The sequence below is a fragment of the Shewanella sp. DAU305 genome, assembly GCF_026802235.1.
Classification (GTDB): Bacteria; Pseudomonadota; Gammaproteobacteria; order Enterobacterales; family Shewanellaceae; genus Shewanella; species Shewanella baltica.
Window position 1 is genome coordinate 2,156,529 of record NZ_CP113808.1, and the last position, 20,377, is coordinate 2,176,905.

Annotated in this window: 16 protein-coding genes; 8 read left to right on the forward strand and 8 right to left on the reverse strand. The window is 47.4% G+C overall.

The annotated features are described in order from the left end of the window. From OX890_RS09195 to OX890_RS09220, 6 genes are all read right to left on the reverse strand, one after another. Positions 1-924 carry a hydroxymethylglutaryl-CoA lyase gene (locus OX890_RS09195; RefSeq protein ID WP_268650483.1) on the reverse strand — a complete coding sequence of 308 codons (924 nt, stop codon included), beginning with the start codon at positions 922-924 and terminating at the stop codon, positions 1-3. Position 925: 1 nt separating this feature from the next. Continuing rightward, positions 926-2,968 carry an acetyl/propionyl/methylcrotonyl-CoA carboxylase subunit alpha gene (locus OX890_RS09200; RefSeq protein WP_268650484.1) on the reverse strand — a complete coding sequence of 681 codons (2,043 nt, stop codon included), beginning with the start codon at positions 2,966-2,968 and terminating at the stop codon, positions 926-928. Then, on the reverse strand, positions 2,968-3,840 hold the full coding sequence (locus tag OX890_RS09205) for an enoyl-CoA hydratase-related protein (RefSeq protein ID WP_268650485.1): 873 nt from the start codon (positions 3,838-3,840) through the stop codon (positions 2,968-2,970). The genes OX890_RS09200 and OX890_RS09205 overlap by 1 nt, the downstream gene beginning before the upstream one ends. A 49-nt stretch (positions 3,841-3,889) precedes the next feature. Then, entirely contained in the window at positions 3,890-5,497 is a 1,608-nt protein-coding gene (locus tag OX890_RS09210) for a carboxyl transferase domain-containing protein (protein WP_006082320.1), read from the reverse strand. Between the two features lie 116 nt (positions 5,498-5,613). Further along, positions 5,614-6,783: an isovaleryl-CoA dehydrogenase gene (locus tag OX890_RS09215; RefSeq protein ID WP_012089637.1), complete on the reverse strand. Its 1,170-nt coding sequence runs from the start codon at positions 6,781-6,783 to the stop codon at positions 5,614-5,616. Positions 6,784-6,944: 161 nt separating this feature from the next. Then, positions 6,945-7,352, reverse strand: a complete 408-nt coding sequence (locus OX890_RS09220; protein ID WP_006085528.1) for a MerR family transcriptional regulator — start codon at positions 7,350-7,352, stop codon at positions 6,945-6,947. Between the two features lie 290 nt (positions 7,353-7,642). Here OX890_RS09220 and OX890_RS09225 point away from each other — a divergent pair, with 290 nt between their 5' ends. The 5 genes from OX890_RS09225 (at position 7,643) to OX890_RS09245 (ending at position 15,388) form a co-directional block, all read left to right on the forward strand. Next, positions 7,643-9,601, forward strand: coding sequence for a propionyl-CoA synthetase (locus OX890_RS09225; RefSeq protein ID WP_006085527.1), 1,959 nt, complete (start codon positions 7,643-7,645; stop codon positions 9,599-9,601). A gap of 362 nt (positions 9,602-9,963) precedes the next feature. Further along, positions 9,964-10,278 carry a quaternary ammonium compound efflux SMR transporter SugE gene (sugE, locus tag OX890_RS09230; RefSeq protein ID WP_012089635.1) on the forward strand — a complete coding sequence of 105 codons (315 nt, stop codon included), beginning with the start codon at positions 9,964-9,966 and terminating at the stop codon, positions 10,276-10,278. A 207-nt stretch (positions 10,279-10,485) separates the two neighbouring features. After that, entirely contained in the window at positions 10,486-12,012 is a 1,527-nt protein-coding gene (gndA, locus tag OX890_RS09235; RefSeq protein ID WP_268650486.1) for an NADP-dependent phosphogluconate dehydrogenase, read from the forward strand. A gap of 786 nt (positions 12,013-12,798) precedes the next feature. Then, positions 12,799-14,913 (forward strand): S8 family serine peptidase, encoded by a 2,115-nt coding sequence (locus tag OX890_RS09240; protein WP_268650487.1) that lies wholly within the window; start codon positions 12,799-12,801, stop codon positions 14,911-14,913. 10 nt (positions 14,914-14,923) lie between these two features. After that, on the forward strand, positions 14,924-15,388 hold the full coding sequence (locus OX890_RS09245; RefSeq protein ID WP_268650488.1) for a hypothetical protein: 465 nt from the start codon (positions 14,924-14,926) through the stop codon (positions 15,386-15,388). A 47-nt stretch (positions 15,389-15,435) separates the two neighbouring features. On the opposite strand, the gene OX890_RS09250 is transcribed toward OX890_RS09245, so the two are convergent. Continuing rightward, complete coding sequence (locus tag OX890_RS09250; RefSeq protein ID WP_268650489.1) at positions 15,436-16,338, reverse strand: LysR family transcriptional regulator; 903 nt, start codon at positions 16,336-16,338, stop codon at positions 15,436-15,438. Positions 16,339-16,500: 162 nt separating this feature from the next. On the opposite strand from OX890_RS09250, the gene OX890_RS09255 reads away from it, so the two are divergent. Further along, positions 16,501-16,983: a DoxX family protein gene (locus tag OX890_RS09255; RefSeq protein ID WP_011847229.1), complete on the forward strand. Its 483-nt coding sequence runs from the start codon at positions 16,501-16,503 to the stop codon at positions 16,981-16,983. A 61-nt stretch (positions 16,984-17,044) separates the two neighbouring features. Further along, positions 17,045-17,860, forward strand: a complete 816-nt coding sequence (locus OX890_RS09260) for a DODA-type extradiol aromatic ring-opening family dioxygenase (protein WP_268650490.1) — start codon at positions 17,045-17,047, stop codon at positions 17,858-17,860. A 168-nt stretch (positions 17,861-18,028) separates the two neighbouring features. On the opposite strand, the gene OX890_RS09265 is transcribed toward OX890_RS09260, so the two are convergent. Next, positions 18,029-18,904 (reverse strand): 1,4-dihydroxy-2-naphthoate polyprenyltransferase, encoded by an 876-nt coding sequence (locus OX890_RS09265; protein WP_006082311.1) that lies wholly within the window; start codon positions 18,902-18,904, stop codon positions 18,029-18,031. Between the two features lie 366 nt (positions 18,905-19,270). Between OX890_RS09265 and OX890_RS09270 the strand changes: the two genes are divergently transcribed. Continuing rightward, entirely contained in the window at positions 19,271-20,209 is a 939-nt protein-coding gene (locus tag OX890_RS09270) for an SDR family NAD(P)-dependent oxidoreductase (protein ID WP_259528714.1), read from the forward strand. The last annotated feature ends 168 nt before the right edge of the window (positions 20,210-20,377 follow it).

Genomic DNA, 20,377 nt, shown 5'->3' on the forward strand with positions numbered 1-20,377 from the left:
CTATTTTGCTAACAGGGCCGTGGCCACTTTCGAACCGTTGTTGCGATTCAGCTGTGTGCTGATTGCTTGCCCTGCCAACGCTAGCTTGTTGAGATCGATACCTGTCTCTAATCCCATGCCGTGCAGCATATACACTAAGTCTTCGGTGGCAAGATTGCCCGACGCGCCTTTGGCATAGGGGCAGCCACCAAGACCTGCAACCGAGGAGTCAAACACCCGCACACCTAAGTCTAAGCAGGCCAAAATGTTAGCTAATGCTTGGCCATAGGTGTCGTGAAAGTGTAGCGCCAGTTTCTCAATAGGCACTAGTTCACTCACAGTTTGCAGCATTCTACGGGCTTTTTGCGGCGTGCCTACACCGATAGTGTCACCGAGTGATATTTCGTAACAGCCCATTTTGTAAAGGATTTCAGACACGCGGGCCACTTCACTGACCGCTATCTCACCTTCGTAGGGGCAGCCGAGCACGCAGGACACATAGCCGCGCACCGGAATATTGTGCGCTTTTGCTAATTCCATCAAAGGGATAAAGCGCTCAATCGACTCTTCTATCGAGCAGTTGATATTGCGTTGACTAAAGCTTTGTGAGGCGGCGCCAAAAATCGCTACTTCGGAAGCTTTTGCATCCAGCGCCAGTTCAAAGCCTTTGACGTTGGGCGTGAGCGCGCTATACACCACGCCGCTTTGGCGCTGTATTTGCTTGAGCACATCGGCAGAATCGGCCATTTGTGGCACCCATTTAGGTGATACAAAGCTGCCCGCTTCGATGCGCTTAAGCCCTGCATCTGCCAGCGATTCAATCAAGGCGATTTTAGCTGCCGTCGGCACAGCGACTTCGTTTTGCAGGCCGTCGCGCGCGCCCATCTCGAAGATGCTGACCCTATCTTTGGCGTCCGCTGCTTGGCTTAGATTGACGAAAGACATCTTAGGCTTCCTTGATCGCGGTTGGCTCGTCTGTCTCTAACGGCTCAACGTTAAGCAAGGTTGCGCCATCGGTTACCAGCTCGCCCGCCTTAAAGTAGAACTCAGTGACTATGCCATCAAAGGGCGCTTCGATTGTGTATTCCATCTTCATGGCTTCCATCACTAGCAAACCTTGGCCCGCTTTCACTTGTGTGCCGACATCGACTAAATGGGTCACGACAGTGCCGTTCATGGGGGCTTTTAACTTGTCAGCATTGCTGGCTTGTTCTTCGACCACTAGCGTTTGCACTGCTTTGAAGTGGTAACTGCCAGAGGATAAAAACAGCGTAAAGTCATCACCTTGTGCGCTAACCGGCACTTTACTCTTATGGCCGTTGATTTCGGCGAGCAGTAAGTCTTGTTTCAGCTCGCCATTGAGCAACCAATCTTGGCCGTGCAGTGGCAACTGATACATGCCGCCTAAATCGAGCATCACTAACTGCTGCAATTCATGGGCGTCATCAAGCAGGGCAATATTGTGTTGGCTACAACTGTTGAGTCTAAAGCCGCTCACTTGACCCCAAGGCGAGTAAGGATCGGCGCTGTTGACAGCTTGCGCTTTGGCGGCTTCTTTACGGGCAAGTACTTGATACAGCGCCGCAAAGGCAAGCGCAGTGTCGGCTTCGCTTGAAGCTGTACCAATCAGGGTATCGCCATAACGGCCAATAAAGTCAGTGCTAAAGTCGGCATTGGCAAACGCTGGGTGCTCGGCAATGTTCGCCAAAAATTCAATGTTGTGCTTAAGACCGCTGATTTGATACGACTCTAACGCATGCACTAAACGTTGCAGGGCGCGCGGACGTGATTCATCCCAGACGATAAGCTTGGCAATCATAGGATCGTAGAAGTTACTGATCACATCGTTTTCGCGAATGCCCGAATCGATACGGACAAACTTACTTTGCTCAGGTTCACGCAAAAAGTTGAGCTTACCACTGGCGGGTAAAAACTCATTTTGCGGATCTTCGGCGTAGATACGCACTTCAAAGGAATGGCCGTGAATACGCACTTCATCTTGCTTAAGGGGCAGTGGCTGACCGCTGGCGACCAGCAATTGCCATTTGACTAAATCTTGGCCAGTGACCATCTCAGTCACTGGATGCTCAACCTGCAGACGGGTGTTCATCTCCATGAAATAGAAGCTGTTGTCTGTGTCGAGCAAGAACTCCACCGTCCCCGCGCCAACATAATCGATAGCTTTAGCTGCCGCGACGGCTGCATCACCCATTTGGGCGCGCAGGGCATCACTTAAGCCCGGTGCTGGCGCCTCTTCGACCACTTTTTGGTGGCGACGTTGAATCGAGCAATCGCGATCCGATAAGTAAATCGCGTTGCCAAAGGTGTCGGCAAACACTTGCACTTCGACGTGGCGCGGCTGGCGTAAATAACGCTCCATCAATAACTTATCGTTACCAAAAGAAGAGGCCGCTTCACGGCGCGCCGAGTTAACGGCTTCCATGATTTCGCCTTCATTCTCGACGATACGCATGCCTTTACCGCCGCCACCATAAGCCGCTTTAATCAGCATAGGGAAGCCGATTTTCAGTGCCTCCGCTTTTAAGGTCGCATCGGTTTGGTCATCGCCGTGGTAACCCGGCACTAAGGGCACATTTGCCGCCGTCATAATAGATTTGGCGGCGCTTTTACTGCCCATGGCATCGATAGCATCGCTACCTGGGCCAACAAAGACGATGCCTGCGGCTTCACATTTACGGGCAAAGTCGGCGTTTTCAGATAAGAAACCGTACCCAGGGTGAATGGCTTGGGCGCCGGCTTTTTTGGCGATGTCGATAATCAAATCGCCCTTTAAATAGGAGTCTGCCGGCGCACTGCCACCTAGATAGAAAGATTCGTCGGCCATGGCGACATGGCGCGCTTCTTTATCGGCATCGGAATATAGGGCAACGGTGCGAACGCCCATGGCATGGGCGGTTTTGATGATGCGACAGGCGATTTCACCGCGGTTAGCAATCAATAGCTTGGTAAACATTTGCTTGGTTAACATCAAAGGGCTCCTTGGGTATCACTTGGCTTTGGCGTGGGGGGAGTTGAGAGCGCTTGTTGCCAGTTAGGCAGACGTTTCTCAAAAAAGGCATTTAAGCCCTCTTGGCCCTCGGTTGATACCCGAATGCGGGCGATACGCTCGCTAGTGTAATCAATGGTGTTTTGGTCTATCACGCCGTCTTCAAGATGCGACAGCAGTGTTTTTACCCATGCCATGCCTTGCGGGCTATTGGCCAGCAGCGCGTCAATCATCGGCTTTGCGGCGGCGTCTAAGTCATCGCTGATCTCATGGACGACATTAAGTTTTAATGCAGTATCGGCACTAAAACGCTCGGCGGTCAGCATGTAGCGGCGCGATGCACGGTTACCCATAGCGCGGGTAACGTAAGGGCTTATCACCGCAGGAATTAATCCGAGTTTCACTTCGCTCAAGCAAAAACTGGCGCGCGTCGTGGCGATAGCGATATCGCTTGCGCAAATCAGCCCCAGTGCACCGCCAAAGGCTGCGCCTTGCACTAATGCAATGGTGGGCTTAGGAAAGGTATCCAAATCCTGCATCAGTTTTGCTAAGGCTTTGGCATCATTTAGATTTTGCTCAAAGTCCATTTTGGCTTGTTTGCGCATCCAATTAAGATCGGCGCCGGCGCTGAAGTTTTTGCCGTTCGCTTTGAGTACAAGTACTTGGCATTGCTTGTGCTCAGCAAAATAGCTAAGGACGCTAATCATCTCGCTAATCATCACTTCATCAAAGGCGTTGTGTACTTCTGCTCGGTCAAGAATAAGCTCGGCAACGCCGTTATTGAGCGCGTAAGTGACGTGCTGCAAGTTGCTTAAATCCTTTGTGCCGCTAGTGCTGTTTAATGTGTCTGTCATTATTCTTCCCCCTATCTTATTGTGTGACATATGTTTTTCACATGTGCCTTTACATACGGAACACACCAAAGCGGGTGTCTTCGATAGGGGCATTTAACGCCGCCGATAGGGCAAGGCCGACTACATCGCGGGTTTGCGCTGGGTCAATAATGCCGTCATCCCATAAACGGGCGCTGGCATGATACGGATGACCTTCTTTGTCGTACTGGGCGACAATCGGCGCTTTAAAGGCTTTTTCAGCTTCAGCCGACCATTCTTCACCTTTGCGGGCTAAACCGTCGCGGCGCACTGTGGCGAGTACGCCAGCCGCTTGCTCGCCGCCCATCACAGAAATACGGGCGTTAGGCCACATCCACATCATGGTCGGTTCGAACGCGCGGCCACACATGCCGTAGTTACCTGCGCCGTAGCTGCCGCCGATAATCACAGTAAATTTAGGCACATTGGCGCAAGAAACCGCGGTCACCATTTTAGCGCCGTGTTTAGCTATGCCTTCGTGTTCGTACTTTTTACCCACCATAAAGCCGGTGATGTTTTGCAGGAACAGCAGCGGAATTTTGCGCTGGCAGCATAGTTCAATAAAGTGTGCGCCTTTTTGCGCCGACTCTGAGAACAGAATGCCGTTGTTGGCGACGATACCGACAGGGTAACCGTGAATACGGGCAAAACCGCACACTAAGGTTGCGCCGTAGTTGGCTTTAAACTCATCAAAATCAGAATCATCGACGATACGGGCGATCACTTCTTTGACATCAAAAGGCTTTTTCAAATCAGTGCCGACAATGCCGTACAGTTCGCTAATGTCAAATCTTGGCGGCTTGACTGGGCTCAGCAGTGATTTGATTTCTTTTTGATGATTAAGGCGTGATACCGCGCGGCGGGCAAGCTCCAGCGCGTGCTCATCGTTTTGCGCTAAATGGTCCGCCACGCCGGAAATTTTGGTGTGCACTTCGGCGCCGCCCAGTTCTTCGGCGCTAACTTCTTCGCCAGTGGCCGCTTTCACTAATGGCGGGCCCGCTAAGAAGATCGTACCTTGATCTTTTACGATAATGGATTCATCCGCCATGGCGGGCACATAAGCACCACCTGCGGTACATAAGCCCATGACCACAGCGATTTGTGGGATACCTTTTGCGGACATTTGCGCTTGGTTGTAAAAGATACGGCCGAAATGGTCGCGGTCTGGGAACACTTCATCTTGGCGGGGCAGGTTAGCGCCGCCCGAGTCGACTAAATAAATACAAGGCAAGTGACAACGGCTGGCAATATCTTGGGCGCGAAGGTGTTTTTTGACGGTAATCGGGTAGTAAGTGCCGCCTTTCACTGTGGCGTCGTTGGCGATGATCATGCATTCCACGCCACTCACACGGCCGATACCGGCAATAATGCCCGCTGCGGGCACTTCTTCGTCGTAGACTTCAAACGCCGCAAATTGCGACAGTTCTAAAAAGGGTGAACCTGCATCGAGCAGCTTTTCAACCCGTTGACGTGGCAGTAATTTACCACGGGATAAATGGCGCTCCAGCGCCACTGGGCCGCCGCCGAGTTCGATTTTATTGAGTTTAGTTTTAAGATCGGCCACTAGGGCGGCCATATCGTCGGATTTTGCTTTAAATTCATCGCTACGGGCGTTGATACGACTGCTTATTTGCGTCACTTTGATTGTCCTTATAAAGCGGAAACTCGGTATCACCTTGCTCGAATGGGTGGCGCAAACTGTAAATTACAGTGAGGGGCTACCCATTCACTTGTGAGAGATTATTGGAACTCGCGTTATTTCGACTCATTGAACAGTTCGCGGCCAATCAGCATGCGGCGAATTTCAGAGGTACCCGCGCCGATTTCATACAGCTTGGCATCACGCAGTAAGCGGCCGGTGGCGTATTCGTTAACATAACCATTGCCGCCGAGCAGTTGGATTGCATCCAGTGCCATTTTGGTGGCGAGTTCTGCGCTATACAGAATGGCGCCCGCGGCGTCTTTACGGGTGGTTTCACCGCGATCGCAGGATTTTGCTACGGCATACACGTAGGATTTGGCGGCATTCATGCCGGTGTACATGTCGGCTAACTTGCCTTGTACCAGTTGGAATTCACCAATCGATTTGCCAAATTGTTCGCGCTCGTGGATGTAAGGTACAACGATATCCATGCAGGCGTTCATGATCCCCAGCGGGCCGCCAGATAGCACGACGCGCTCGTAATCTAGGCCGCTCATCAGCACTTTAACGCCGTTGTTGAGGCCACCTAAAATGTTTTCTTCTGGCACTTCCACATCTTCAAACACTAATTCGCAGGTGTTAGAGCCGCGCATGCCGAGTTTGTCGAGTTTTTGCGCTTGGCTAAAACCTTTCGAATCACGCTCAACGATAAAGGCGGTAATACCGTGTGCACCTTTGGTTAAGTCAGTTTTGGCGTAAATCACATAGGTGTGTGCATCGGGGCCGTTGGTGATCCACATCTTGTTGCCGTTTAAGATGAAACGGTCGCCTTCTTTACGGGCGTGTAGTTTCATTGAAACTACGTCAGAACCTGCGTTTGGCTCACTCATGGCGAGTGCGCCAATATGTTCACCACTCACCAGTTTTGGCAGATACTTGGCTTTTTGCGCGGCATTACCGTTACGGTTGATTTGATTGACACACAGGTTTGAGTGGGCGCCATAACTTAGGCCGATAGAGGCCGATGCACGGGAGATTTCTTCCATCGCCACGACGTGGGCAAGGTAGCCCATGTTCGCGCCGCCAAACTCTTCGGGTACGGTTACGCCGAGCAGTCCCATTCCTCCTAGCACAGGCCAAAGTTCATTGGGGAAGGCGTTGTCGTGATCCACTTTCGCGGCAATTGGAGCGATTTCATTCGCGGCAAAATCCTGCACCGCATCGCGCAGCATGTCGACGTCTTCGCCTAGGCCAAAATTCAGACTTGTGTAGAGAGAGTTCATTGCTTGTGTCCTTTCAGATGTTCTAATTTCAGATTGTTATCGTTTTTATGATTTTTAGGTGCTTGAGTCTTTTCAATCTTGTACTTAATCCTAGTGCTAACATCCTGCGTCTTGAAATGCGCGAGTCAATCATATTGACTTGATCTTGTTGCCACTGGGATTTAGGCTTTTGCCGTTTTGTTATCTTCTAAGGCTAAGCGGCATTGCTGCTCGGCGGAATTGAGTTCCATCAACACGACTTTGATGTCGTCCATTTGCTGTTGTAGAGCGGATTTCTTTTCTTCCACTAGCGCCAGCATGGTATTGAGCTGTGCGGTGCTGCTCTTGTCGGCATCGTATAATTCGAACAGGCGACGGGTTTCTGCCAAAGAAAAGCCCAAGCGTTTACCGCGAAGAATGAGCTTGAGGCGCACTCTGTCTTTGAGGCTATAAATACGGGTTTGGCCGCGGCGTTTAGGCTTAAGTAAACCTTGGTCTTCGTAAAAACGAATACTACGAGTAGTGATATCAAACTCTTTTGAGAGATCACTGATCGAGTAAGTCGTTTGTGGTGTGTTCGTTGCGCTCATTCATGCACCCTAAATAATCAGTTTTAAGCAAGATATATGAAGTTTACGTAAAGGTAAAGATTTTGGCTTTTATTCTGTTGGCAAAAAAGTGTCAATCCCAATTGCCATCAGCCTGTGCAGCGAGATTAAAACGAGTGCTTTAAATTAGTGTTCTCGTATAAAACCACAAATCTTTTCTGGTTATAGGCTAACGTCTAATAGTGGGCTTAAGGCCCCCTGTTAATAATGGTTGTTGGAAGGGGTAGTTATTGCGGCTGACGATTTTAGCCGCAGTCCTGATTGGAGGACATATGTTGACCGAACAGCAAAATGCATCTGTAGCGCAAGCCGCAAATCAAAAACAGAACCAACAAAAACATCAAGCGTTGCACCAAGCATCCTTGCTTAATAAAGCCGAATTCTGGGGAGAAGCGGCGAAGACGCTCGATTGGATTAAGCCGGCGCACACTGTGCTCGATGAATCGCAGGCGCCGTTTTATCACTGGTTCGCCGATGGTGAGATGAACACTTGTTACAACGCCGTCGACCGCCATGTGTTGGCCGGACGCGGTGACCAAGTGGCGATCCAGTACGTGAGCCCTGTAACGGACACTGAATACGGCATTAGCTACGCGGAGCTACAGGCTCAAGTGAGCCGACTCGCGGGCTTTATGCAATCAATTGGTATCGGGAAGGGCGACCGTGTGGTGATTTATATGCCTATGGTGCCGGAAACCGCTTTCGCTATGCTGGCCTGTGCCCGCATAGGTGCGATTCACTCTGTGGTTTTTGGTGGCTTTGCCGCCAATGAACTCGCGACTCGGATTAACGATGCCAAGCCTAAATTGGTACTGTCGGCATCCTGCGGCATTGAGCCTTCGGGCGTGATCCCTTATAAGCCTCTGTTAGATAAAGCATTGGAACATGCTGTTCATCAGGTGGAGCATTGCCTGATTTTAAATCGCAGCCAGTATCAAGCCGATTTGCAGGAGGGCCGTGACTTAGATTGGCAAACCGCGTTAGCGACTGCACCTAAGGCCGATTGTGTTTCTCTTAAGGCCACAGATCCCTTGTATGTGCTTTATACCTCAGGCACCACGGGTCAGCCTAAAGGTGTGGTGCGCGATAATGGCGGCCATGCAGTGGCTCTGGCTTGGTCGATGCAACATATTTACGATATTCAAGCGGGCGATGTGTTTTGGGCCGCGTCTGATGTGGGCTGGGTTGTGGGTCATTCTTACATTGTGTACGGACCGCTGCTGGTGGGCGCTACAACCTTAATGTATGAAGGTAAACCTGTCGGTACGCCCGATCCCGGCGCTTTTTGGCGCACGATTGCCAAATATAAAGTCAAAAGTTTTTTCACCGCGCCGACGGCCATTCGCGCGATCAAGCGTGAAGATCCTGACGGTGAGTATCTACAAGGTGTTGATTTAGCTTGTCTTAAAAACGTGTTTTTGGCGGGGGAACGTTGCGATCCCGACACTTTAGTTTGGGCACACACTAAACTCGCTAAACCTGTTATCGATCACTGGTGGCAAACTGAAACGGGTTGGCCAGTCGCGGCAAATTTGATGGGCACAGCGCCCGTCGCCATTAAGCCGGGTTCACCCGCTTTACCTGTGCCTGGTTATGCGGTTGAAGTGGTGGATGAATTGGGAGAACAAGTTGCGCCCAATACCTCGGGGAATGTGGTGATCAAGCTGCCTTTGCCGCCGGGAACCTTGACGACACTGTGGCAAAATGATCAACGCTATCAAGATAGTTACTTGTCTATGTATCCAGGTTATTACTTAACTGGCGATGCGGGTTATACCGATGAAGACGGTTATCTCTACATTATGAGTCGTATTGATGACATCATAAACGTGGCGGGGCACAGGTTATCGACTGGACGTTTTGAAGAAGTTTTGTGTCAACATCCTGATGTGGCCGAAGCGGCTGTGATTGGTGTGGATGATCAGCTTAAAGGTCAGGTGCCTTTAGGATTAGTGGTGCTGAAAAAGGGCGTGACGATCAGTGATGAAGAGCTGCATAAACAGCTCATTACCTTGGTGCGTCAAGAGATTGGTCCCGTCGCCTCCTTTAGGTTAGTGAGTGCGATTCAAAAATTGCCCAAAACGCGCTCTGGTAAGATTTTACGTGGTACTATGCGAAAAATTGCCGATAATCAGCAATATACCGCGCCAGCGACCATAGAAGATCCACAGACCTTAGAGTTAGTGCGTACCGCGCTCACTCGCATGGGTTATGCCGATGCCTTAATCTAAGCTTGCGTTTAGTGAATGGGGATTTCATGTAGGAAATTCCCACTCTAAAAATCGCTTGCTGTTGCGAATTGAAACAAATATCCCCGCTAAATTTGAGCAATAGTCCATTATGATTTGCTATTCTTGCCGCGTATTTATTGAATGTTTTTGTTACTCAATTGCATTATTTTGAGTTGTTTATATGCGGGAATTGAGCATTAGCAATTGTTTAATTCATTCAACTAAAACCACCACTAGAAGCAATGTGTATCTATGGAGATTTTAGATACACTTCACTGACGACTTTGTATTCTCACCGGCTTAGGGACGACCCTAAACATGCCTTAATTTGGTAGGGGACGACCCCTAATTAGGAGTTCACTATGAGTTGGTTCTTATTAGTCCTTGCGGGTTTATTCGAAATTGGTTGGGCCATAGGGCTTAAATATACCGAAGGTTTTACACGTTTGTGGCCAAGTATCTTTACAGTGGCGTCGATGGCCGTGAGTGTTGTGCTACTAGGACTCGCGGTTAAGCAGCTGCCTATCGGTACGGCTTACGGCGTGTGGGTCGGCATTGGCGCTATGGGCACCGCTATCGCGGGAATTATCCTGTTAGGAGAAGGAGTTAGCTTACTTAAGATTGCCAGTTTGATACTGATATTACTGGGCGTTTTAGGGCTTAAACTCGCAAACTAAGTTGTCGATAAACGTGCCAATACAAGTATCACTTGGGCTAAGTCCTAACTAACCCGTTTCGCAATACGGGATTGGCAATCTCACTGTAATCGAGATTGCCAATCGTATGCATCGCCTTTTCTCTCTGGTAATTAAGTTACAAAGATCGGTATAATTACCCCTCAAAATTGGTTAGCTCTAACCTCTGTGACCCGTGGGAATTATATAATGCAAAACCACAGCAATCTTAATGATATCGGCGTAATTGGCCTTGGCGTTATGGGTAAAAACCTAGCGCTAAACATCGCGGATAACCAATATCACGTCAGCGCATTTGACCTCGATCCTGTTAAAGTTAATGGTGTTATACAGCAAGAAAAACAGGAACGCGCTGGACTCGAACCTCGCATTCTTGGCTGTGCTAATCTTACCGAAATGTTAGCCAGTCTCACAAAACCCCGCATTCTTGTGCTTTCTGTTCCCGCGGGCGCACCCGTCGATGGTGTCTGTAGTGCTTTGATTTCTGCCGGAATTGAGTCCGATGATATCGTTATCGATACTGGTAACAGCCTATGGACTGACACTGTTGAGCGTGAAGCGCGCTACAAAGGTCAGTTTGTATTTTTCAGCTCTGCGGTTTCGGGCGGTGAAGTCGGTGCGCGTTTCGGTCCATCACTTATGCCAAGCGGCGATATCGATGCATGGCATCACGTGGCACCTATTTGGAAAGCTATTGCCGCTAAGGTTGATTCAAGTACAGGTTTACCCATAGAGCGCTTCGAACCGGGTAATCCAGTGACAGAAGGCGAGCCATGCACGACTTATATTGGTCCTGCGGGTTCTGGCCATTACGTGAAGATGGTGCATAACGGTATTGAATACGCAGATATGCAGTTGATTTGCGAAGCCTATCAAATGCTGCATGACGGTTTAGGCATGAGCGCTGCAGAAGTGGGCGATGTGTTTGAACGCTGGAACAAAGGTAGCTTAAACAGCTATTTGATGGGGATCAGTGCCGAAGTCTTAAAACAGGCCGATCCATTAACGGGTAAACCGTTGGTGGAAATGATCTTAGATAAAGCGGGCCAAAAAGGCACGGGTTTGTGGACGGCCGTAAGCAGTTTACAAATTGGTTGTCCGGCACCGACGATTGCTGAAGCTGTATATGCTCGCGCCGTAAGTACCCAAAAATCCTTACGTTTACAACTTAGCCAGAAATTGGCTGGGCCAAATGCACCTGCTATCGATGAGGCGCAAAAAGCGCAGTTGATTGAAGCCCTTGAAAGTGCGTTATATTGCGCGAAAGTGTGTTGTTACGCGCAAGGCTTCCAGTTGATGGCAATGACGGCCCATGAGCAAAAATGGCAGTTAAACTTTGCTGAAATTGCAAAAATTTGGCGTGCGGGTTGTATTATTCGCGCGACGTTCTTGCAATCAATCACTCAAGCCTATGAAGACAATGCCGAGCTTAGCAATCTGTTGATGGCCGACAGTTTTGCGTCAGCCTTATCTGAAAAGCAAGGCCTATGGCGCACTGCGGTAGCGACTGCGGTAATGCAAGGTATTCCAGCGCCGTGTATTAGCTCAGCACTGGCATATTACGACAGTTACCGCTGCGAAACATTACCAGCGAACTTGCTCCAAGGTCAGCGTGACTTTTTCGGCTCTCATACCTTTGAGCGTATCGATACGCCAGCTGGCGAGAAATATCACTTAGATTGGAGCGCCAAAGAGCGCACTTTAGCTAAGGTCTAGTGTTTGTGAAAATTCTTACGTAATAGCATAAAAAAGCCCTCAAAATTGAGGGCTTTTTTATGCCCGAACTATATTGATTGGAACTGACAGTTAACTCATTAACGCCAAAGATAACAGCTAATTACTTTACCATCGTGGTCTATTATTTTTCGCGACTAATATTATGACTAGGGTTATAAAATCATTAAATTAGGAGTCAGTAAGATCATGTCTGTCGTCATTTATTTTCTGAATATGCGGCTTGCAGATAATCATATGTAATATTGGATCTCAATCCACCTTAAGAATTTTTATACATAATATTGTTGCTAAATATTTTAGACGCAGCATATTTTCTATACAAGGCTTAGTATATTTAATTTAACCACTAATGAGTATGCTATGTTGTTAATGCTGTAGGGTTTGTCAAAATGTAACAATTTATTTTTAAATTTTTAATACACTAAAAAAGAGCTTTCATTAATTTTAGTACTTAATTTTATTTTTTAAGTTATTGATTTTTAATTGCTATGCATTTAGTTGGCCAAGGTGGTGACTCAGTTTCTTAAGTCTATTATTACTGGAGATATAACTAGAAAATTTACATTCAATCTACCGTTCTGTTTATTGTTGTTTTCATTCTTATTACTCATATGTTAAAAGATGTATCACCATTAAATGCTAATGTTGGTTTTTGGTGGTTCAATAATAATTAAAATAACAGTATTTAATGCGGATAAAGGCGAGTGAATTCTAGCTATCCAATATTAAATTATAAGATGTAATGACAAGAAGGAATGTCTATCCATGCGTATGTCCATTGTTGCATTAAGCATCACGGCCGCCTTATTGGCAGGTTGTGGAAGTGACAAAAAGGCTCCACAGCCAGTCGCTAAGGTCAACACAGCACCAACAACTGCCGATATGACCATTGATGTGTCGCAGTCTCTATTATTCACAGGCAAATTAGATGCGACTGATGCCGAAGGTGGTTTGACTTACTCTTTAGTTGATCCAACTGATTTAAAACTAGGTACTTTGATCCTAGTTAACAAAAGTACAGGTGAATTTACTTATTCTTCCGATGCGAGTGAAGGCTCTGAAGTTGTCAGATTTAAAGTATCTGACGGTCAGCATCAAGCAGAGGCAAGCTTAACGATTCATATCAGAAGTGGCGATCCCTTATATGCTTATCAATGGCATTTGAAAAATACGGGGCAGAATTCTTTTGCACTGAATCGTGGTATTGCTGGCGAAGACATGAATGTCAGTGACGCAATTTCAAAGCAAGTTATGGGTCAAGGCATCACAGTTGCCGTTGTGGATGATGGCTTGGAAATTTCTCATCCCGATTTAGTGAACAATACTGTTAAGGGAGGATCTTACAATTTGATCACGGGTTCAGTTGACCCAACTCCTTTTTCTGGTGAATCAGGTCACGGTACTGCAGTTGGCGGGATTATCGCAGCAGAAGGTTGGAACGGTATTGGTGGTCGTGGTGTCGCCCCAAAGGCACAACTAATTGGTTTTAACTTCTTAGATTCCGATCCGACAGGTAAAGTTACAAATGTTCAAACATTTGAAAACTTTACAAAATCACATGGTGCTAGTGCCTACAGCGATAGTGCCCGTGTTTTTAACCAAAGCTATGGTTACAGCGTGCCTTTCCCGCACGGTTTTGAAGAGGATGAATCTGAAGTATACCGCGATGTGACGACTCAAAGCTTTGATGGTAAAGGCAGTATCTTCGTTAAATCGGCTGGTAATGGTTATGACTACTATCGTTTCAGTACCTTCTGGCTTCCAGGAGATTACTTTTCTGCCACAGCTGAAAACCCTGCTAACCATGGATTGCCTTTCCATAACTCAAACATGTCCAGTGATAATGCAAACGTCTACAACTTAGTGGTTAGTGCTATCAATGCTAAAGGCGTGTTATCGAGCTATTCATCTGTAGGGTCTAATATTTTTGTCACTGCGCCTGGTGGCGAATATGGTGAAGTTAATCCAGCGATTGTGACAACAGATCGTGTAGGTTGTGAGAATGGATCTGCGATTGCAGAAGATCGTCCAAGCACACCGTTCCACGGAGGGTTACATCCTTTAAACTCAAACTGTGATTACACTTCAACGATGAATGGTACCTCATCAGCTGCACCAAATACTTCAGGTGTAGTCGCCGTGATCATGAGTGCAAACCCTGATTTGTCGTGGCGCGATGTACGCAATGTTCTTGCCAAGACTTCAACCAAAGTGAATGCTGATATTGCGGCCAAAACCGTTACTATTGGTGAGGGCGATGCTGCTCAAGAATATGTTGCTATTCCGGGATGGCAACAAAATGCTGCTGGTTATTCATTCCATAATTTTTATGGTTTTGGTCGAGTTAACGTAAGCGAAGCGGTAAAATTGGCTAAATCCTATGCTGAGGATTTAGGTGAATACGTAGTAACTGAATGGCAAGCAAGCCAAGAATTGGCAAAAGCTATTCCTGATGCGGACGTCAATGGTGTCAGTGATACTCAAGTGGTGGCGGATGATTTAGTGATTGAAGCTGTACAAATCGAGTTAACTGCAGATCACTTACGTCTACCGGATCTTGCTGTTGAGCTAATATCTCCAGCAGGAACGAAAAGTGTATTAATGACACCTTATAACGGTTTGGTATATCAAGGTGTAATGGACAAAACAGATCCTGAGGATCTCATTACAGGCTTTGATGCGACGCCTATGCTGTCTAATGCTTTCTATGGTGAATCATCTAAGGGAGAATGGACTATCAAGCTTATAGATGTGAATAGTGGTAGCTATAAATTTATCAAATATGACCAAGGTTATATCTCTATTCCCAATGAAGCTGATGGAAAACTAAAAGGTTGGTCAATTCGTTTCCATGGCCACGCTGCCAAGTCTGCATCTTAAGGAGTATTAAATGAAAGCGTTGAATTTATCATTAGTTGCAGTTTCTCTTGCGTTATCTGCACAAGCTATGGCACATGACAAAGTTGATTTGGTTGAACCTCAAGGCGAAACACCTGGCGTCACAATCAGTCGTGCTGAGTTTTTGGGTACTGACAGCCAATATTTTGTCAAAACTGACGCTGGCGTGAAGCAAGCAAAACAGTTGACGAAAGGACAGAAAGTGGTGACTCAATCTGGTAAGCCATTTGCAGAAATGACTGGCAAATTGGTTGTTAAGCTTAAACCTGCCGTTTCAGCTGAGGATTTTGCAAAAGCTCATGGCCTGAAAGTGGATTGGCAGAACAAGAGTAATTTACTCTTGTTAGCCGCTGAAGACGGCACAGATCTCATCAACTTAGTGAACGCGATTAAAGCGTCCCCTGAAGTTGAACGAGCTAAGTTAGACCGTGCCATCGCCAAGCAAGAAATACAGTAGTTTTTCGTTTGATTAAAAAGGGCCTATTGGCCCTTTTTACTTTGGAATTATGCATTACATTCATCTACAGAAAAGGCGATCAGCTTTTGCCAGAGCGCTTGGGCGACAGGGCCCAAAGGTGAGTGGGGTTTTCGCATCACGTAGTAATCGAGTTGAATGTTGTTTTGTCTTTCGCGTAGATCCAGTGCGATTAATGCACCTTGTTTGAGTGAATCTTCAATCATATAGTGCGGCAGTTTGCCCCAGCCCATGCCACTTTGAATAAGCATTTTCTTGGTATAAAAATCATTAACATACCAACGTCGTTGCCCCGCCTGTACCCCAAACTCAATATTCGCAGTACCTGAGCCCGTATCTTGGATCACGATTTGATATTCGTTAACGAGCTCTCGTGCGTAGGTCAGTGTCGGATGGCGCTCAAGCATGCGCGGCGCGGCGACATCGAGCAGGCTACCGGAAAATAAATAGGCTAATTCTAAATGACTCGAACGTATGGGCTCAATTCCGCCAGCTGAGATGATGATTTCGGCTTTATCTTGATTCAACGCTTCGAGTGCACCGGTTAAAAACTCTTGTTTGAGAATAATTTGGGTATAGGGGAACTCATTTTGAGTCAGTTCTAAAATCGGTAGAATTCGAGCGAGATTGAAAGATGCTTCAAAAGCTAAGGTGATACTCGCTTCGTTGCCTTTGGCTAAATGTTTCGCGACTTGCTTCATTTCCTGCGCTTCATTCAACACCCGCTGGGTATGTTGCAGCAGTTTTCGGCCTTGCTCTGTGATGGCGAGTCGATAACCTTCACGGTTAAATAAGATGAGGTCGAGTTGAGATTCTAACTGTTTGATACTTTGACTAATGGCGGGTTGGGTTTTATGTAGCTTGTCACTGGCGGCTTTGAGTGAGCCCGCCTCAGCCACGGTTTTAAACATCAGCAGTTGGTCTAAGGTCACTGGGATTGCTCGCAAGTTATAAATTATTAGTTTATGAGATATTAGATTTTATTCCATATTTATTTATCTTTTATCGGCTCATAATCGACTCCATTCTCGCTTGTCGTCTGCGCATTTATGCCCAAGACTGATGGCAATATTAAGATCAATGGGGTGTGTGCGATGCGATTTTCAAACTTATGTGGTGCTAAGGGCTCAAGTATCAATGGCTTAGTTGCTGAGGCCGATACGCAGAAGCTATTCCTTTGTGCCAATACACTCAATCGCGCCGCCGCAACCGTTACACTGGCGATGAGCATAGTGTTTTTTATCTCGGGATTTGCCAAGTTATTTGGCGTGCCTATGTTCCATGTTCCGTTTACTTTGATGAATCTTCCCACAGGGTTTGGCTATTTTATTGGTTTGATGGAAGTGATTGGCGCCCTTGGATTGTGTCTACGTGACTACCGAGTACTATCGGCGAGCGGTTTGCTGGCGATTATGATGGGGGCGATTTATTTCCACTTTAACTATGAAGCGGCGATTAATGCACTGCCTGCATTGAGTTTATCGGCTGGACTCTTTCTAGTTATCAAACTGGATGAAATTATTGAGCGTTTAGTGCAATTTCAGCGGCAGTTGGCGCTAAGTCGCTCCGCATTTTAAGTGATAAAAATAGAGTCTGAAGTCAGTCGTACCGATATAAGTTAATCAACAAGAGAAAGCCATGATGCAAGTTAAAGCGAGTCGTATGCCTGTGCTATTTGTGCCCCACGGTGGTGGCCCAATGCCTTTGCTAAATGATGCCAATCATAAAGAGTTGCGTACTTTTTTAACCTCAGTGACCGCGCCCATTGAAACCCCTAGGGCGATTGTGCTGATCACCGCCCATTGGGAAGAATCTGTGGTGACCTTGTCGAGTAGCCCTAAGCCCGGAATTTTATACGATTATTATGGCTTTCCGCCTGAAGCGTACCAGTTAACGTATCCTGCACTGGGTGAGCCAGAATTAGCTGCACAGATTGCGAATATGCTCGTGGATAAGGGGATCGCCGCTCGCTTAGATAGCGAACGCGCATTTGACCACGGCACCTTTGTACCACTTAAGTTGATGTATCCCGAGGCGAATATTCCCGTAGTACAAATGTCGTTAGTCCACAGTCTCGATCCTGAAACCCATATAGCGATTGGGGAGGCTTTAGCGCCGCTACGGGATCAAGGGGTATTGATTGTGGGCTCTGGCATGTCGTTTCACAATATGCGGGCGTTTTTCTCAAGCGATCCCACGGTCCAAAGTCGCAGCGCAGAGTTTGACTATTGGCTGACGCAAACATTAACCGCAAGCGTGAACACTGCCGAGGCCAAAACAGCATTGACTCACTGGCAAGCGGCTCCTGAGGCGCGGTTTAGTCATCCGCGGGAAGAACATTTATTGCCACTTCATGTGTGTTTCGGCGCTGGTCACAGTGATTCATCCCAAGCGCTATGTAACTTTAACGGCATTTTATTAAATACACTGATCTCAGGCTATATCTGGCAATAGTCTGGCAATAATCTGATGTTGGATTGCCGTGGCTGAACATGGCAGTAAACCTAAGGTTAAGCATATTCAGCCAATAAAAAAGGTTCGTATCCTCGACAGATACGAACCTTTTTTGTATTCAGTATTAAGCTTTTAGCGGCTTATAGCATTAGCCTAGCGGCTTTACTCTTATGCGGTAAACACTAAACCCACGCTAAACAAGGTACTGAAAATCATGGTTAACTTAGCCGTACGGCCGAGTAACGGATTCAACGCTTCACCAGACACCGCATAGAAATCACTGCTGAGTTTACGGGCGATAAGCAGTGATAAGCCCGCGAGTAATACTGGTAACCCAGGTAAAATCCCCAGTAGAAAGCCTGCAATCACTAAGCCGAAGGGCAGGTAAATCAGCGCTTGATACAACACTTTTGATTGTGCTTCGCCGATACGTACTGCCAATGTGTGTTTGCCCGCTTGGGTGTCGGTGCGAATATCGCGGGTGTTATTCACCAGCATGATAGCCGCATTGAACAGCCCAATGGCGCAGCCTAATAACCAAGCATTGATTGTTGTATCGCCCGCCTGCAGATAATAACTCCCCACGACGGCGACTAATCCGAAAAAGATAAAGGCCGCGACTTCGCCCAGCCCATGGGACGCGAGGGGATAGGGGCCACCACTGTAACCGAGTGCACCTAAAATGGCGGCCGCGGCGAGAATCGCGATAGGCCAGCCTCCGTGCCAAATTAAATAGGAACCCACAGCAAGTGCCATTAATAGGCAAAATATCATGGCATTGCGGACGCTCGTTGGTGGAATTAAACCACTTTGTGTCACGCGAACGGGTCCTAAGCGTTCGGCCGTGTCTATGCCGTTTTTAAAGTCAAAATAGTCGTTAGCGAGATTGACGGCAATTTGTAATAGCACAGCACACAGCATAGAAGTGGCAGCGATTAACCAGCTGTAACTCTCAAGATGCAGGGCGAGAATATTGCCTATCAATAGAGGACCTATGGCCGCGGGTAGCGTACGGGGTCTTATAGCTAAAATCCAAGGATTCATGGCGTCCAGTCGTTATTGGTAAATGGGAATGGTATCGAGCAAGGGCTCAATTAGCGCATAGCATAACAAGATTTAACACGAAAGTGAGCACTATCTAATAAACGCATTTAACAGAGTTTGAATTGGCGCACATATGTTCACTGATGTAGGCGGAGATTTGTCGTCAAGCTCAAAGAAAATCAAAAAAGTCTGTGTTTCTATAGCGGATGTTGTTGGAGACGCTGCACCGCCCAAGACATAGGCGTAACGCTAAATCCTATGTTCAACTGGAGATACCACAGGTGCTAGTCGCCTTATGCGGGTTGTTTTTGAGCATTGATTGGCGGCGTTTTACCGCTACTGATATGCCGATAAGGATATATTTGGATGCGTTTCGATAATAAGGTGGCGTTAGTCACTGGGGCGGGAGCAGGGCTAGGTCGAGCCTATGCCATCATGTTGGCTGAGCGGGGCGCGAAGGTGGTGCTCGTTGATCAGCCGTTATCGTCATCCGAGTCTATTTCTACCTATGGTGCTCAAACAATGCCGGCCAACTTAGCATTGATGCAAACCTACTGCAGCATTATTAAACTCGGCGGCGACTGTCTCTACTTTGTGCTTGATGTTAGCCAGCGGGATGAAGTAAACCGCATGGTCGAAGAGGTGATCCTACGTTGGCATCGCATTGATATCTTGATTAATAACGCGGGGGTCTACGGTGCTTGTCCGTTCGAGCACATTAAGCTTGAGCAGTGGCAACGGCAATTGGATGTCGATCTCAATGGCAGTTTTTATCTGACGCAAGCCGTTTGGCCCTATATGCAACAACAGGATTATGGTCGGATCATGATGACGACGGGAGCTTCGGCCTTGTTTGGTGATTTGCATCAAGTCGGTTTCAGCGCGAGTAAGATGGCGCTGGTGGGCATGGTAAATTGCTTATCGATAGAAGGAGAAATTCATAATATTCGTGTCAATAGTTTATGCCCGCAGGCCGTCACAGCGATGACAGCCAAACATTTAGCGAGTGCGATTCAGCCGTTATTTTCCTTTGAGTCATTAACCGCCACAACGGCTTTTTTGGTGAGTGAACAGGCGCCCAATGGTCAACACTTACTCGCAGGTGCGGGCAGCGTCAGCCATGGCATGTTTGTCGAGTTTCAGCCGATGTATTTTAATGAGGGGCTTTTTACGCCTGATAATCTCGCGCAGCAGTGGCCCCAGCTATACCAATCCTTTCCTGTTACTTTGCACTCCAGTGGTGAGGATAAAGTCTTGTCTTGGTCTCAGTTAAGCGCGCTAGAACACCATATTAAAATTGATTGATGAGTGACACTGTTACCCATAACTCAGCCCATGACCTCTGTTATTAAACCGCGTTAACGGGTCAAGTAAAACCCTTCGCAATACGCAGATGACATCCGCACTGAACTTGAGTCAAGCCTCGTTTAAATCCTGTATCGTGGGAGTGATGATTTCATTGTGAATAATCGA

Excerpts from the sequence above, each read along its gene's own strand:
- OX890_RS09195 (WP_268650483.1), bottom strand. The coding sequence starts at position 924 with ATGTCTTTCGTCAATCTAAGCCAAGCAGCGGACGCCAAAGATAGGGTC.
- OX890_RS09200 (WP_268650484.1), bottom strand. The coding sequence starts at position 2,968 with ATGTTAACCAAGCAAATGTTTACCAAGCTATTGATTGCTAACCGCGGT.
- OX890_RS09205 (WP_268650485.1), bottom strand. The coding sequence starts at position 3,840 with ATGACAGACACATTAAACAGCACTAGCGGCACAAAGGATTTAAGCAAC.
- OX890_RS09215 (WP_012089637.1), bottom strand. The coding sequence starts at position 6,783 with ATGAACTCTCTCTACACAAGTCTGAATTTTGGCCTAGGCGAAGACGTC.
- OX890_RS09220 (WP_006085528.1), bottom strand. The coding sequence starts at position 7,352 with ATGAGCGCAACGAACACACCACAAACGACTTACTCGATCAGTGATCTC.
- OX890_RS09225 (WP_006085527.1), top strand. The coding sequence starts at position 7,643 with ATGTTGACCGAACAGCAAAATGCATCTGTAGCGCAAGCCGCAAATCAA.
- sugE (WP_012089635.1), top strand. The coding sequence starts at position 9,964 with ATGAGTTGGTTCTTATTAGTCCTTGCGGGTTTATTCGAAATTGGTTGG.
- gndA (WP_268650486.1), top strand. The coding sequence starts at position 10,486 with ATGCAAAACCACAGCAATCTTAATGATATCGGCGTAATTGGCCTTGGC.
- OX890_RS09240 (WP_268650487.1), top strand. The coding sequence starts at position 12,799 with ATGCGTATGTCCATTGTTGCATTAAGCATCACGGCCGCCTTATTGGCA.
- OX890_RS09245 (WP_268650488.1), top strand. The coding sequence starts at position 14,924 with ATGAAAGCGTTGAATTTATCATTAGTTGCAGTTTCTCTTGCGTTATCT.
- OX890_RS09255 (WP_011847229.1), top strand. The coding sequence starts at position 16,501 with ATGCGATTTTCAAACTTATGTGGTGCTAAGGGCTCAAGTATCAATGGC.
- OX890_RS09260 (WP_268650490.1), top strand. The coding sequence starts at position 17,045 with ATGATGCAAGTTAAAGCGAGTCGTATGCCTGTGCTATTTGTGCCCCAC.
- OX890_RS09265 (WP_006082311.1), bottom strand. The coding sequence starts at position 18,904 with ATGAATCCTTGGATTTTAGCTATAAGACCCCGTACGCTACCCGCGGCC.
- OX890_RS09270 (WP_259528714.1), top strand. The coding sequence starts at position 19,271 with ATGCGTTTCGATAATAAGGTGGCGTTAGTCACTGGGGCGGGAGCAGGG.